This is a genomic window from Embleya sp. NPDC005971 (assembly GCF_040629175.1).
Lineage (GTDB): Bacteria > Actinomycetota > Actinomycetes > Streptomycetales > Streptomycetaceae > Embleya.
The window spans coordinates 37468-51847 of the sequence record NZ_JBEXUX010000069.1; the positions used below are offsets into that span (position 1 = coordinate 37468).

Annotated in this window: 10 protein-coding genes; 5 read left to right on the top strand and 5 right to left on the bottom strand. The window is 70.5% G+C overall.

The window, feature by feature from the left end; all coding sequences use genetic code 11:
* Positions 1 to 80: 80 nt before the first annotated feature.
* Both ABZ374_RS39465 and ABZ374_RS39470 read left to right on the top strand, forming a co-directional pair.
* Positions 81 to 4487: a WD40 repeat domain-containing protein gene (locus ABZ374_RS39465; RefSeq protein ID WP_360321270.1), complete on the top strand. Its 4407-nt coding sequence runs from the start codon at positions 81 to 83 to the stop codon at positions 4485 to 4487.
* Positions 4484 to 5353, top strand: a complete 870-nt coding sequence (locus ABZ374_RS39470) for a hypothetical protein (protein WP_360321273.1) — start codon at positions 4484 to 4486, stop codon at positions 5351 to 5353. The genes ABZ374_RS39465 and ABZ374_RS39470 overlap by 4 nt, the downstream gene beginning before the upstream one ends.
* On the opposite strand, the gene ABZ374_RS39475 is transcribed toward ABZ374_RS39470, so the two are convergent.
* The 3 genes from ABZ374_RS39475 to ABZ374_RS39485 all read right to left on the bottom strand — a co-directional run bounded on the left by ABZ374_RS39475 (position 5344) and on the right by ABZ374_RS39485 (position 7638).
* On the bottom strand, positions 5344 to 6519 hold the full coding sequence (locus tag ABZ374_RS39475) for an aminotransferase class I/II-fold pyridoxal phosphate-dependent enzyme (RefSeq protein WP_360321276.1): 1176 nt from the start codon (positions 6517 to 6519) through the stop codon (positions 5344 to 5346). The genes ABZ374_RS39470 and ABZ374_RS39475 overlap by 10 nt on opposite strands.
* 307 nt (positions 6520 to 6826) lie before the next feature.
* Positions 6827 to 7450 carry a GNAT family N-acetyltransferase gene (locus tag ABZ374_RS39480; protein ID WP_360321279.1) on the bottom strand — a complete coding sequence of 208 codons (624 nt, stop codon included), beginning with the start codon at positions 7448 to 7450 and terminating at the stop codon, positions 6827 to 6829.
* A 35-nt stretch (positions 7451 to 7485) separates the two neighbouring features.
* Entirely contained in the window at positions 7486 to 7638 is a 153-nt protein-coding gene (locus ABZ374_RS39485) for a hypothetical protein (protein WP_360321282.1), read from the bottom strand.
* A gap of 188 nt (positions 7639 to 7826) precedes the next feature.
* Between ABZ374_RS39485 and ABZ374_RS39490 the strand changes: the two genes are divergently transcribed.
* Entirely contained in the window at positions 7827 to 8468 is a 642-nt protein-coding gene (locus ABZ374_RS39490) for a recombinase family protein (RefSeq protein WP_360321285.1), read from the top strand.
* 640 nt (positions 8469 to 9108) lie between these two features.
* Here the strand turns inward: ABZ374_RS39490 and ABZ374_RS39495 are convergent.
* Positions 9109 to 9441, bottom strand: a complete 333-nt coding sequence (locus ABZ374_RS39495; protein WP_360321288.1) for a hypothetical protein — start codon at positions 9439 to 9441, stop codon at positions 9109 to 9111.
* 736 nt (positions 9442 to 10177) lie between these two features.
* Positions 10178 to 10939 carry a helix-turn-helix transcriptional regulator gene (locus ABZ374_RS39500; RefSeq protein WP_360321291.1) on the bottom strand — a complete coding sequence of 254 codons (762 nt, stop codon included), beginning with the start codon at positions 10937 to 10939 and terminating at the stop codon, positions 10178 to 10180.
* 436 nt (positions 10940 to 11375) lie between these two features.
* Between ABZ374_RS39500 and ABZ374_RS39505 the strand changes: the two genes are divergently transcribed.
* Complete coding sequence (locus tag ABZ374_RS39505; protein WP_360321294.1) at positions 11376 to 11690, top strand: hypothetical protein; 315 nt, start codon at positions 11376 to 11378, stop codon at positions 11688 to 11690.
* Between the two features lie 899 nt (positions 11691 to 12589).
* Entirely contained in the window at positions 12590 to 13801 is a 1212-nt protein-coding gene (locus ABZ374_RS39510) for a hypothetical protein (RefSeq protein WP_360321297.1), read from the top strand.
* Positions 13802 to 14380 lie beyond the last annotated feature (579 nt).

Genomic DNA, 14380 nt, shown 5'->3' on the forward strand with positions numbered 1-14380 from the left:
ACCGAGCTGCGGAAACCCCGTACAGGGCCGCGGTGTTGCCCTCTAGGCTGAGTGCTCGGACCGGCAGGGGGAGCTGGGGCATGGCGAATCCGGCGCGGCGCGCGCTGGTGGTCGGGGTGGCGGGCAGCCCCCGCGACGACCCGGGCGTGGAGGCGCCGGACGCGCTGCCACACCTGGCCTACGCGCCCGAATACGCCCGCCGGATCCGCGAATTGCTGCACACCGCCTATCGATACGACCCGGCCCGGCCCGCGCGCGACCCCGCCGACAGCGCCGGCGCACTGGACGAGGCGGTGCGCGCGGTGCTGAGCGGCGGCCCGGGACTCGCGGTGGTGCACCTGCTCGCACACGGGCAACGGGGCCGCAGCAGCGGCGGTCTGTACGTGGTCGGCGGCGACGGCGACCGGGTCGACACGGCCGTGGACCAGTGGCTGGCCCGCCTGGAGGACGACGAGGGCGACACGGCACCGACCGTGCTGTTCCTCCTCGACCTGTGCTACGCCGGGGACGCGGCCAGGCTGCACTGGCAGCAACTCCTGCGCACGCCCCGACGACGGGCCTGGGTGGTGGCCGCGTGCCAACCCGGAGAGCCGTCCTACGACGGCCGATTGAGCCATGCCGTGATCGAGGTACTGACCGGGTTCCGCGACGGCACGCTCGCCCTGGACGCCTCGTTCGAGTTCATCCCGTTCGAGCGGTTCTGTCAGGAGGTGGCCGCGGCCGTGGCACGCCGCGCCGAGGGCACGTACTACCGCCAGGAGGTCGCCACTCCGCTCGTGCCGATCGGCGAGAACCTCGCGCACCTGGCGTTCTTCCGCAACCCGCGCTTCGACGTGCGTCGGCACGCGCTGCGCACCGGCATCGACCCGACGCTGATTCCGCTGCTCGACGAAGCGCCCCAGACCCGGTTCGTGCTGGACGAGGCGGTGGACGAGCCGCACTTCGTGGGCCGGGCCGGCGGCCGCGACTCGTCCGGCGATACGGACGAGCCCGGCGCGCCCGGGCATTTCCAAGGACGCAGCGCGGAGGCGGCCCGACTCGCCTGGTGGCTCGCGGGCGCGGACTCGGCCCTCCAGGTGGTCACCGGCAAACCGGGCGTGGGCAAGTCGGCGCTCCTGGGCGTCCTGGTCTGCGCGGCCCATCCCGAACTGCGGCTGCGCACCCGATCGGTATGGACCACCCTCGGCGGCGCCGTGCCGCCGCTGATCGACGACCTCGCCGTGGTGCACGCGCGCCGCCGGACGCTCTCGGAGATCACCGCCGCGCTCGCCCGGCAGTGGGAGCTGACGGATCGATCGGGCGCCCGACCGGGCCGGCTCCTGGCCGCCGAACTCGCCGTGCGGGCCGAGCCACCGGTGCTGATTCTCGACGCGCTCGACGAGGCGGAGGGGGCGGAGGAGGTGATCCTGTCCCTCCTGCGGCCCCTGCTCACCACGCGCCGCGCGGACGGTCGGTCGAGCTGTCGGATCATGATCGGCTGTCGGCGCGAGGCGCGCCTGGCCGAACTGTTCGCCCTGGCCGAGCGGCACGGCGACGTGGTCGACCTGGACACGGTGCCGCGGGTCGCCTTGCGCACCGATCTCGTGGACTACATCAACAGTCTGCTCTTCACCGATGCGAACCGCGCGACCGCGCACAACTGGGCCAACTCCCATGCCCTGGCCGCGTCGATGGCGTCGGCACTGACCGAGGGCGCCGGGGCGGACCACGAGCCGCCGGAGTGGGGCGAGTTCCTGGTCGCCCGGCTGTATACCCGGCACCTGTTGGGCATTCGGTCGATACCGGCGACGCAGGCCGCGGCCCGGGAGTTGGGCGCCCGGATTCCGCGGACCCTGAGCGGAGTGCTGGACCTGGAGCCGGCCCAACAGCACAATCCGTGGATCCGGGCCACGTTGACCGCGCTCGCCTACGCCGGAGGCGAGGGCATGCCGATCGACATCCTGCGCGTGGCGGCACCCGCCTTCCTGGCGTCGACGCGGGACGCCGTGGGTCATCCGGCCGCCGCCGTCGAACTCGCCCTGCGCCGGGCCCGGTTCTACCTGCGCTGCAACGCCGACCCGCTGGGCAGGCCGCTGTACCGCCTGTTCCACCAGGGCCTGGCCGACGCGCTGCGGGCCGACTCCGAGGCGGCCGACCCCGATGCCGTGCGCGCCTTGTGGGCCGGGCTGCTCGGCTCGGTCGCGGCCGGGGCCGACGGTCGGCGCGACTGGGCGGCAGCGGCGCCGTATCTGCGTCGGCACGCGGCTCGGCACGCACGCGAGGCGGGCGAACTCGACCCGTTGCTCGCCGACACCGATTTCCTCGTACATGCGGAACCGGCGGCGCTGGCCGAGGAATTGCGCTCCGCGGACCGGACCCCGGTGGGCGCGTGGGTGTACCGCACCAGTTACGGCGCGCATCACCGGGCCGGCCCCGAGGAGCGGCGGCAACTGCTGGCCGTCGACGCGGCGCGGCACGACGCGCCGGAGTTGTCGGAGGGCTTCTCGCGGGACCTGCCCTGGACGGTGGCCTGGGCGGCGGGTCGGCCGCTCGGCGGCGCCCTGCGCTCCACCCTGACCGGACTGGGCGGAGCGGTGATCGGCCTGGCGATCGTCGAGGTGCGGGGCAGGGCGTGTGTGCTGAGCGGATCGACCGACGGGATCGTCCTGCTCTCGGATCTCGCCACGAGCACCGTCCTGTTCGATCTGCGCGGCCATGGCAACCACCCCGTCCGGGTGGCCGCATGCCGCATCGACGGGCGGCCACACGCGGTCACCGGCACGGCGGACGGTCTACAGGTGTGGGACCTGTCCACCGGTGCCCTGGTCCGGGAATGGCGGGGGCACGCCACGGGTGTGGAGAGCCTGACGGTCGCCCCCGATGCATCGGTGTTGGTCACCGCCCACGGCAAACGGCTGACCTGGTGGGACCCGGTCGGCGGGGAGCGGATCGCGGATACGACCCTGGCGCGCTCGGTGGGGCGGTTGGGGTTGTGGGACCTGGACGGGCGAACCCACGTGGTGGGGTGTGTGCGGGGCGAGGTGTGGCTGTGGCGACTGGAGGCGCGGAGGATCGTCTTCGTCCGCGTGTTGACCCGCTTTTCCGGTGATTCGGACGACCGCGATTTCGTCACCGCCCTGTCACCGGTGCGTGGTGCCCGCCGGCCGACGTTGCTGATCGGGCGGGCCGACGGGAGCGTGGCCATGGTCGACCCGTCGGACGGTGATCGGGTTCGCGGCCTTGGTGAAGGGCACATCGACGGGGTGACCGCCGTGGCGATGCCCGATGCGGACGGTGGGTGGGTGGTGAGTGCCGGCAGCGACGGAACGGTTCGGGTGTGGGATTCCGCCAGTGGACGGTGCGCCTCGGTGCTCGCGGGTCATACGACGGCGGTGCCGTCACTGGCCGGATACGCCGACTCGGCGGGGTTGACGGTGGTCAGCGGCGGGCAGTTGGGTACCGCCCGGGTATGGCGGCTTGCCCCGGAAGTCGCCGACGAGGGTGCCGCTCTCGGCGTCCATCGCGGTCATGCCCAACCGGGACATCCGCTGCGCGCGCGGAGTTTGGCCGTAACCGATGCCGAGTCGGGTGGATTCGGCATCTCGGAGAGTGCGGACGGCACGGTCTGCGTCTGGGATCCCGGGACAGGGCTGATCCGCCACACCGTCGACACCGGCGAACTCCACGACATCGCCTGTTTCGGGATGGCCGGCCGGCCGGTCGTCGCGGGTGTGCGACCCGAGGGTGGAGTGGCCGTGTGGGATGCCCGAACCGGGGCCCTGTGCAGCGACTCGGACGAGTCGGTGGCCGGAATGGCGGCGGTGGCGGGAATCGTGCTGGAGGGCAAGGCCCATGTATTGACCGGCGGTTGGGGCGGCCGGGTGGATCTGTGGGACGCCGGGTCGGGTATTCGGCGGCGCACGTTGATACCGGAGACCGTCGACGGTGCGACGACGCAGTGCCTCGCGGTCCTGGCGGACCCCCGCACGCCCTTGGTCGCGATTGGCGATGCCGAGGGCGGGGTTCGGCTGTTCGCGCCGACGTCGGACGGGCCGGTGCGACCACGACTGCTCATCACCCATCCCGCCCACATCAACACACTGGTGTTCATCGACCTTCCGCAGGGTCGAGCCCTGGTCGGTGCGGGCGGCGACGGCGTCGTCCGGATCACCACACTCGACGGTGCCCTCGTTCGCGAACTCGTCGGCCACGCACGGCCCGTGCTCGCCCTGGTCGGGATACTGCTCGAGGGCCGTCCGCATCTGCTCACCGGCGGCGCCGACCGCACCATGCGCCTGTGGGAGCCGAGTTCCGGCCGGGAGTTGTACCGCTACACGTTTCCGGACGGCGTGCGATCCCTCGAAGTGACGCACAGCGGCGATGTGTTGGTCGCCACCGGCAACGAATTGTTGCTCCTGCGCCCCGATCGGGCCGTGTTCGACCTCGCCCGTGTACCGGCCCCGGAGACTCCGGGTCCGTTCCGCAACAACCCCCTGGAGTCCCGATGAGTGCGATCGTCGCCGTGCACGGCGTGGGCAACCACGAGGCGGGCGCGGCCCCCGACGTGGTCGCCGCCGCGCGGGCACGGACCTGGGGCGCGGCCCTGGCGACGGGCCTCGGGCGACCGGCGGCCGAACTCGACGTCGCGTTCGCCTATTACGCCCACCACCTGTATCGCGGGCAACCGGTCGCCCAGGGCGGCCCGGACGAGGACGCCTTCGATCGGTTGGCGCCGGCCGATCCGGCGCTCGCGGTGTTCGCCGAGCAGTGGTTGGCGGCGCTCGACCTGCCCCCGGCGACGGTGCAGGGCCGACTGACCGTGCCGCTGCGGCAGATCGCCCAGGTCGTCGCCGAGCGATTCCGGCTCGACGGGCGGCTGACCCACCTGTTCATGTCCCTGTTCGTCCGCGAGGTGACCGCCTACCTGCGGGACGTGGACGCGCCGGCGCGGATCGCCGCGCGGGAGGAGGTGGCCGCGTGCATCGCCGCGCACCGGCCGCGCGTGGTGATCGCGCACTCGCTCGGCAGCGTCGTCACCTACGAGGCACTGCACGCCCACCCCGAGTCGGAGGTCGAACTCCTGGTCACCCTCGGCTCGCCGCTGGCCCTGCCGCACGCCGTGTTCCATCGGCTGCGGCCGACGCCCACCCCGACGGGTACCCGCCCGCCCGGCGTGCGGCGCTGGGTGAACGTGGCCGATCACGGCGATCCGGTCGCCATTCCCCGTCCGTTCAGCGCGCACTTCCCGGACGTCGACCTCGATCTGGCCGAGAGCGTCGGCCTGTTCGCGTTCCACCCGGCGGTGAAGTACCTCGGCTCGGCGGCGGTGGCCGCGACCGTGGCGCCCTACCTCGCGGCGTCGTCTCAGGGCTGATCGCGGGCGGCGCGGGGCCCCTCGTCCCGGTCCGGGGCAGGGCGGCGGCGGCCCGGCCGGCGCCTCGTGAAGGAGCGCATCTGCTCGCGCGCCCGGTCCTCGACCAGCGCCGTGAGCCGATCCAGGCCCTCGTCGATGCCGGTCGGCCCCAGTGCGCCGGCGGCCAATCGCAGGCGATGCGCGGGCCCGACGCCCGGATCGTAGAAGTGCGCCATCGGCGTCCACAACACGCCGTACTCGCGAGCGGACAGCTCCAACAACGCGTCGTCGACCACGAACGGCACGGTCAGCACGACGAAGCCGCCCCCGTCCGAGCAGTGCCAGTGCACCCGGTCCGCCGTCGGACCACGCCCGAACCGGGCGGCGAGGCCGTTCGCCAGCCGCGTGGGATGGCGCCGATCCGCCCACCGGGACCGGGAGTCGGCGGCGCGCGGACGGCTCGTACCGGTGCCGGCCGGCCGAAGCATCGCGGACGAGAGCGCCGTCGACGCGCGCTCGGACCGGGTCGGCAGGTCGACGAACGGGCCCACCGGTCGGCCGGTATCGGTGTCCACGACGCGGGCGATGCGTGCGCCCAGCGGGCCGGTTCCGGCGAACTGACCCGGATTCAGCACCCGTTGCCGGGTGTCCAGGGCGGCCAGGGTCGGTGGCCGGTGCCGTCCGGCGGCGTGCACCAGCCCGTACGGGTCGTCCTCCAGGACCAGCAGGTCCAACTCCTGGGCGGCGGACAACAGATCGCGCCGGGCCGGCTCGTCCAGGCTGACCCCGGAGGAGTTCGCGAAGTCCGGGACCAGGTACAGGGCGCGTGGACGCAGGCCGGCCGCACGGGCGCCGTGTACCTGCGCCGCGAGGTCGTCCAGGTCGACACCGCGCGGGCCGTCCGCGACCGGGAGCACGGGCAGGTCGGCTCGCCGGGCCGCGTCGGTGAGCCCGAGGTAGGTGGGGGTGAGTGCGAGCACCACGTCCCGATCCGAACCACGCAGCGCCCGCAGTGTCAGGAACAGCGCCTGTTGGCCGCCGCCGGCGAGCGAACCGCCTTCGTACGGGCGGCCGGTGGCGAAGGAGAGGGCCTCCGGGTGACGTTCGGCCACCTCGTTCAGCACCCTCGTCGAGCGCAGCACCGGGTCCGCGAGCGCGGGACGACGTGCGCCGCCGAAGTGTGTCATCGCGGTCCCCCCTCCGGTCGGTCGCCGCCGTGCCACGTTCCGGTACCGCCCGGCGCAGCACCGCGAAGGTCGCGGGCTGTAGCGCCCGTTGGGGCCGCCGTTGGCGACGAGGCTAGGAGGTGGTGGGGCGGGACGGGCGTCATCTGAGGAAAACGTGAGGTTCGCGGGGGCCGATCTCCCCCGGGGCCTTGCGTCTTCGGTCGCTCCGTCCTCGGGTGCTTGGTTGCGCGGCCGGTTCGGCGCTTGGCCGTTTCGACGTGCGGCCGTTTCGCTGCGTGGACGTTTCGACCCTCGGCCGCTTTGCTCCTCAGGCGCTTCGGCCGGGGCGCCACATCGTGGTCACCACGTGGCCGGTGTCGAGGGTGACGGTGCCGAGCGGGGCGAATCCGGCTCGTGCGTAGCGTGCGTGGTTGGCCGGGTTGCACGACTCCAGGTAGGCGGGCGCGCCCAAGGCGTCGATGCGCCTCAGGCTCTCGGCGAGCAGGCCCATGCCCAGCCCTCGGCCTCGGTGGTCGTCGTGGGTGGCGAGCAGGCTCAGGAAGAAGTGTGGCTCGGCCGGCTGCGCGGCGCCCAGCAGTTCCAACACCCGCAGCACCGCGTCCGCCGTGGCCCGGTCGCTGTTGGCGAGCAGGTACGTCTCCAGGCCGGCCGCCTCCTCGGCCGACAACTCCGAGCCGCCCGGCGGGATCCACAGCGCCGCCGCCTCGACGTGCTCGGTCACCAACGTCCACGGATAGCGCTGCGAGGAGGTCGCGAACAGCCGCCACATCGCCCCCGCCTGCTCGGCCCGCCGTTCGACGTTCGCGAACGCCGGTCCCCACATGGGGTCGTCGAAGAACGCGGTGGTCAGGGCGGCGACGATCGCGTCGATGTCGTCGACCGTCGCCACCCGAGCGGGTACGGGCGTGAATCCGGCGCTCACAGTGCTCACGCTGCCCAACCTACGCCCCGTCCTCCAGACCGGACCTACGCGGTCGCGGAGTGCGGGTCCGGACTGAGGAAGGCGAACACCGAGTGCGGGTGACAGCCGCTGAAGAGCAGCCGGATGACGATGATCGCCATGGCCTCCAGGTGGCGGGTCCGACCGAGGTCACCCACGTCCAGCGGCCGGCCGCCCACATCGGCGATGAGCAGGCGGGCCGCGTTCTCTTTTGTCGGGCGCCTTCGGCGCCGGCTCGCGAGGCACCACTTTTTGCTCCCCCGCTGATCCGATAGAGAGCGACTGGACGGACCACTCAGGGAGCTTCCCAGTGTCCGCAACCGCTCTGTCGACCGCCCCGAAGTCATCGCTGACCCCCACGGGGGGTATGCACACAACGACCATTCGCGGACTTCGAGCCATCCGCCTATCCGTGCTCACGGACGAGACGACCTCGGTCGACCGGCAGCGCGACGCCGACGACCGTGCGGCGGCAGCACTCGGTATCGACTTCGACGGGCGCGAAGCGTGCGACCTTGACGTCAGCGCGTCCAAGACGTCGCCGTTCGACCGGCCCGATCTCGGCGAGTGGCTGCGCAAGCCCGCCGAGTACGACGCCATCGTGTTCTGGCGCTTCGACCGTGCCATTCGGTCCATGGCGGACATGAGCAAGCTCGCCGAGTGGGCGCGCGAGCACGGGATCATGATCGTGTTCGCCGAAGGACTCGGCGGGTCCGGCCCGATGGTGTTCGACTTCCGCAACCGCGTAGACCCCGTCGCCGAACCCTGGTTCGTGGCCTTTGCCGAGTACCGTGCCGGCCGCGAAAAGCGGCGGCACATTCTGGATGCTGCCCAGGCTGCCCAGAGGGTGTTGGGCGAGGTGATCACCATTTCGGAGCAGCGCTGGTACGACTCGCGCCTACTCGAAGAGATCGTGGAATTGGCGAACGCGAAGGCGACGGAGATCGGTGGTGAGTACGACAGGGAACTCTCCGCCGAGCGCGACGCCTACGTGAAGGGCACGGACTAGCAATGGCTGTTGACGCGTTGGACCCCGGGCCGAATCGGGATTACCCGTACTTCCCCCGGGACGTGTTGGGTCGCCCTGTGTGGAGTGACACCCCCGACCCGTTGCCGGTTGTGAATGGCGGGGCTCCGAGGCCGCGCGGGATCCGCCGACAGCGTTCGGCCGGTGGCGACCTGGTCGTGATCGACATGACGCCGATCGGGCCGGACGGGTTGCCGATCGATCCGCCGGTCATTCCTCCGAGGGGGTGGATGCTTCAGGACACGAGTAGGCATGTCAGCCCGTTCTGTTCGGTCTGCGGGCAAGGAGCGGACATCTCGGCGCACTGGCCGTTGACACGGCGCGAGTTGGTCGCACGCGGTGTCTCTCGCCCGGACATGCCCGGCTACCGGCGGTCGTTCTGTGTGCCGTGCTACTCGGCCGCCGTGAAGGCACGACGAAAGGCAGACCGCCCCGGGCGAGCCTGACCCGCTCGCGACCGTGGTGTGAGAGACACAGTGTGTGGCGCGCACCCTGCCCGAGTACGCCCGGCCCGGTCGGTCGGTGTCGGAACACGGCGGTAGCGGCAGTTCGACCCTGCCTGTCTCGCGACATGCAACCGCCCCGGTACGGGCGCTGAGAGGTCCGTACCGGGGCGGCATGCCTACTTGTGAAACCCGTCCAGGTTCACATACTGCGTCCAGTCGTACACGGGTTCGTCATCCCCGAGATCGAACAGCATGTCGAGAGAGGCGGCAGGCGCCTCCGCTGCCCGGTATGCCGCCACGACGATTCCGTCCGCGTTCAGGAGCGGGAGGGCGACCGGAACGGTCTTTCCGCCGGTGACGACGATTACGGGCCGACCGTCCCGGTACTCGATCGACAGCGTCCCGACATCCTCGGGCTTGGGTGTCAAGCCGAGACGTGCGGCCAATTCCGGTGACATCTGCTCCTGTACCGGGCCCTTCGAGTTCGGCACCGCTTGTTCGTCCGCCATGAGTCCAGTCCCCTCCCCGGTCGACAAGTTGTCGACCGTTCGTGATCTTCCCATGGCGCTGTGCGTTCACACCCCCCACGCGTTCGGAGGTACCCCCATGCCCCGAAGACCCCGCCCCCCTAGCCCGATCCCGGGCTGCCCCGAGCTGACATCGGGCGGGCAGTGCCCGAAGCATCGACGGGAAGCCGAGCGGCAGCGTGCACCGACCTCGGAGGATCGCTACGCGTCGACCAGGTGGAAGCGGCTTCGGGCTGCGTTCATCTACGCGAACCCGTGGTGTGTGCTCTGTGCTCAACCCGCTGTGGTCGCCGACCACTTCCCGCTCAGCCGCCGGCAGCTCATCGACCAGGGCGTGACCGACCCGGACGCGCCCGAGCGTCTGCGTCCGCTGTGCGTGCGCTGCCACAACAGGGAGACGGCACGGCTTCAGCCCGGCGGTTGGGCTGCCGAGCGTCGCTCTCGGCGCGAGTCCGGCCCGAGCTGAGCCCGCGCCCACCCGGGGACCCCCTCCCCCCGGGCACACCTGGCGGCAGGGAGACGAATTTCCGGCACGGCTCATTGGGCTGTTTCGGTGGGCATCTGCAACTGTGGATGCTTACGGCAATGCCCCGACTCGTTGGCCACCTGTCGGCGGGTCGGGGCATTGCTGCGTTCTTGGGTGTCACTCCGGATGCCGGCAAAGGCCGAACCCATCGTTGCGTCGATTGCACGGTGTTGCGCTTGTAATCGCGCTGTTTCATTCGGGGCGTCGGTTGTATCGCTCCAAGGCTGTCTTGGATGTGGACGCGTCCTTGAAGACCAGTTCCCACGGCCCCGTGTTGACGTCGAACTCCTTGCCGAACCCGACCCACTTCCCGGACATGCGGCGACTGGTCGGCTCCACCAGCAGTTGGATTGCCCCGTGGTAGCGCGCACCTTGGTAGTAGCCGTCGCTTGCGCTCTGCTCCGTCCATGTGCCCGTGACAACGTTCCGGTCGATGGCCAGATCGAGGGTCAGCGGGGAATCCGAGGAGCCGGGCAGGCTGCGTGCCGAAAGTCGGTTGCCGTGTTGCAGCAGGACGACGTAGTGCTGTCCCACGTAAGTACCGGACCGGCCGCTGGAGTAGTACTCGTAACGGCTGAGCCAGATCCCGCCGTAGCTGCCTTCGACAGCCCCTCGACCCTCGGGGAGGGGGGTGTTGCGTGCCGGCGCCACCCCGGCGGTGGAAGGTTTCAGATCATGCCCGCCGGCTCCGTCGTCGGAGACCCGTTCCGGGGGTACCGAGAGCGAGAAGCCGAGCGCACTGATCGGCAGGCCGGTGACCGACTCGAGCGCACGGGCGTAAATCGGCCGTGGCGCTGCCACTTCACCCGCTTCCCACCGTTGAACGTGTCGCTTGCTGCACCCGTTGGGTTCCCCCGATCGTTCCCCGGCGTTGCGAACGGCTCGGGCCATGTCGTCCTGACTCAGAAGCAGCCCCATGCGGACTGCGCGAAGTGTGCTGTTCGGCTCCGTCATGCAGATCACGGTAGACGTGCGCACACGCTTCCGACACCGATATGCCGCCCTGAATGACGCCGGAATGCCGTCTTGTGTGTCGCTGCGCAGATCTGGCACACGCCGCGAACATCTGCGTATGAAGCTGAATCGGCGACGGAATCGCAACCAGGTGCGGTCGGGGGACGCAGTCATACCCCGCACGAAGGTTGTCCGAGCTGCGCAAGTTCAGCGCGTTGTTCCCGATTCAACGATGGCGCCGGACATGACTCGTCGTGTGCGTGCTCACCGAGCTGCCGCCACCCGGACCCCAACAAGCCGCCGCGAGCGGTTCCTCAGCTGCTCTGACGTCTGGGCCCGCACCTGGTCATCAGGGCGCCCGATCCCGCCGCGCCGAGCTGCTACGGCTCCCACAGTCCGGCGCGGCGGGCACCAACCCCGGGAAAGGAAGCGCAAGATGCCGGAACAACCACCCGCGGAGCGCGCGACCGACTACGCCGTGACCACGGATGGTGTGGTCATCCCCGTCATCGTGCCGCGCACCCCGCCGCCCCGCGAGGAACCCCGCCGCGTACGCGAGCCGATCAAGGTCGGCAATTGGGTGGCCTCATTGCCGGGCCGGAAGCACGACATCCGCGCTGCCCGCGTCGACCGGGTGGTGACGTGCGCCGGACTCGACAACGACCGCGTCTTGATGGTCTTCCCCGCCGGAAGCGGCATGCCGTGCACGGTCCGGGAGTCCGAGGTCTACCGGGTCGACCCGCCGGGCTGACCAACGGACGACGCCCCAGAGCGGCGGCTTCTGCCCCCACTCACCCACTCAAGAAAGTGCGCCATGAGCGATAAATGTCCCGGCGCTGCGGACGGCGTTCACGACTTTCGGCCGCACGGCAAAACGCACTTGGGCGTCACGCCGATGAAGTGCAAGAACTGCACGGCGACTTACAACAGGCTCGACTGACCCCGGACCGGGCCCACCAGACGGGTGGCCGTCCGTGAGACGGCACCTGACCCGCGTACGGCCGATCCGTGCGCGGCAGGGGGCAGGGTGAACCGGCAACCTCCGTTCACAGTTGGTCGGGCCCCTGCCCCATCCCACCCGGAAAGGAGAGAGCGTGTCGGTGTGGCGTGAGTTCTCGCCGGCGGGACGCCGGGCTCCGTCCATCGGAAACAGCGTGCGGCATATGGACGTCGACGTTCGGCCCGATCAGGACCCGCCGTATCCGCCCGGCGTGCTCCTGAAACTCGGCTGAACACACATACAGGACTGCCCTGGGGCATCGTGCGGCCCCACGTGCTGCACCGATCCAATTGGAACGGCACCGATGTCCGGACTGACCGTGGACACGACCCGACCGGATCCCGGCGGATCGGTCCACGCTCAACCCCTCGTTCCCGCGAGCGTTCGGCGTGCCGATCATCGGCGGGACCACCCCACGGGGACCTAAGACCACCCGCCGACGGAAACGGAACAGCTCTACCCCTTATGGGTATTCGGCGTCCCGCAACCGGCGGGCAGGCACAGCATGGATACCGACTCGACAACTCGGGAGGTACGGCAATGGGACAGCACAACAAGCCCGGAGACGACGGAGACAGCAAGACCCCCATCCGGGAGCAGGACGGACAGCGGCCCCAGCCCAAGCCCGCGCCGGACAAGGACTAGGACAAGTGACCGAAGTCGATTGGGATCGGGTGTTCACAGCGGTCCCCCGGCGCCCGTACATCCCTGATGTGGTGTGGACGGACGCCGACGAACCGATCAACCGCGAGACGAACCCGGACGCGTGGGCGGAAGCCGTAGCGGCGGACATCCCTCTGGTCACCCAAATGGACGACGGAGCGGAAGGGGGTGGTCTGTTCCCGTCGTCGTCCGCGTCGATGCCGTCCCTTGTCCGGCTCATGCTCGAACAACTCGACATCCGCCCGGATCACCGCGTCCTCGAAATCGGGACCGGCACCGGATGGAACGCCGCGCTGTTGGCCACTGCACTGACGGACGGCGGGGTGATCTCGATCGAGGTGGACCCGGCTCTTGCGGTACAGGCGAAAGAGAACCTGTTTGCCTGCGACGCAGAGCCGTTCGTAATCGTGGGCGACGGATTGCGGGGGTACCCGGACGGCGCGCCCTACGACCGCCTCATCGCGACCATGGCGGTTCAGCACGTCCCGTACGAGTGGCCGGAGCAAGTGAAGCCCGGCGGTGTGATCCTCACGCCCTGGGGAACCGCGTTCCACAACAGCGGGCTTCTACGCCTTGTCGTCAACGGCGACGGCACGGCAAGCGGCCCGTTCGTGGGCAGCGTGAACTTCATGTGGGCACGGTCGCAACGACGCCGGTTCGACACCCGCGAGTTCGTCGGCGACGTCATCGCGGACCCGGACACCAAGAGGGTTCGACACACCACGACCGACCCGCGACCCATGCGGGAAGAACACGCCGAGTTCGCAATCGGGCTCTGCCTGCCCGAGGTTGAACAACGCGTCTACTTCGGGCACGGCGATACGGCAGGCGAATACACGCAATGGCTCAGTGACGGACTGTCCTGGGCATCGGTGGACTACAAGCCCGGGGCCGACAAGTTCGAGGTGAACGAAAATGGTCCGCGCGACTTGTGGGCGGAAGCCGAGACAGCATTCGAGGATTGGCGCAGCCGGGGAGAACCGACCCGGGAACAGCACGGAGTAACCGTGACCCCGGACGGTCAGCGCACGTGGTGCGACGGACCGAACGGGCGGGTTGACGTCGGACCGGCGTCCGGCGCTTGGCACCGTGTCAGCCCCGGCCCGAAGCAACACGGGTCGGGGCTGATCGCTTCCTGGGCAGCACTCGCCCCGCCGATCACTCCGACGGGTCGACCTCGGCGCCCTGGTCGCGCTTGACGTACGTCCCCATTCCCTTGACGCGATACGCCCGGCCGCTCTCGATCAACGTCTCAACGGCCTTGTGTGCCGTCCGGCGGGCGGCACGCGCGGCGGGGGTGATGGCGTGATGCCCGCCCCGTTCTACCGCCACTGCTGCCGCTGTGAGGACTCGGCCGACCTCGTACCGGTGCAGGTGATCGAGTCCGGGCGTGGTGGGTCCGGGTTCACGCTGTGGGCCTGCACAGAGCACGCCCCGGCCTTCCCGCCGCTTCCGCAGCCGGACGCGCGCTTCCTGCCCGACCGTGACCCGCTGCCGCCCGTCACCCTCGCGTTCCAGCGCGGCCCTGCCCCGTCCGGCCACCCGATGCCGGGCGGGGCTCTTTCAGACCACTCCCGTTTAGTAGCTCTCGTTCGGCGACGCTCCTCCGCAAAAAGTGGCCCCTCGCTCGTGACTTCGTGTCCCTTCGCTCGCTACGGGGCACGAAGTCTTTGTTCTGCGGCTCCGCCGCTCTCCGCGCTGCGCGCGTCGATCACCGGGGTGGGGCTGGGTCGGGGGCGCTGACGCGCCGGGGGGGGGGGGGGGGGGGGGTGGGGTAG

Bases quoted from the DNA above. Each gene is read 5' to 3' on its own strand.
- ABZ374_RS39490 (WP_360321285.1), top strand. From the start codon at position 7,827: ATGCACACAACGACCATTCGCGGACTTCGAGCCATCCGCCTATCCGTG.
- ABZ374_RS39475 (WP_360321276.1), bottom strand. From the start codon at position 6,519: ATGACACACTTCGGCGGCGCACGTCGTCCCGCGCTCGCGGACCCGGTG.
- ABZ374_RS39465 (WP_360321270.1), top strand. From the start codon at position 81: ATGGCGAATCCGGCGCGGCGCGCGCTGGTGGTCGGGGTGGCGGGCAGC.
- ABZ374_RS39495 (WP_360321288.1), bottom strand. From the start codon at position 9,441: ATGGCGGACGAACAAGCGGTGCCGAACTCGAAGGGCCCGGTACAGGAG.
- ABZ374_RS39470 (WP_360321273.1), top strand. From the start codon at position 4,484: ATGAGTGCGATCGTCGCCGTGCACGGCGTGGGCAACCACGAGGCGGGC.
- ABZ374_RS39505 (WP_360321294.1), top strand. From the start codon at position 11,376: ATGCCGGAACAACCACCCGCGGAGCGCGCGACCGACTACGCCGTGACC.
- ABZ374_RS39500 (WP_360321291.1), bottom strand. From the start codon at position 10,939: ATGACGGAGCCGAACAGCACACTTCGCGCAGTCCGCATGGGGCTGCTT.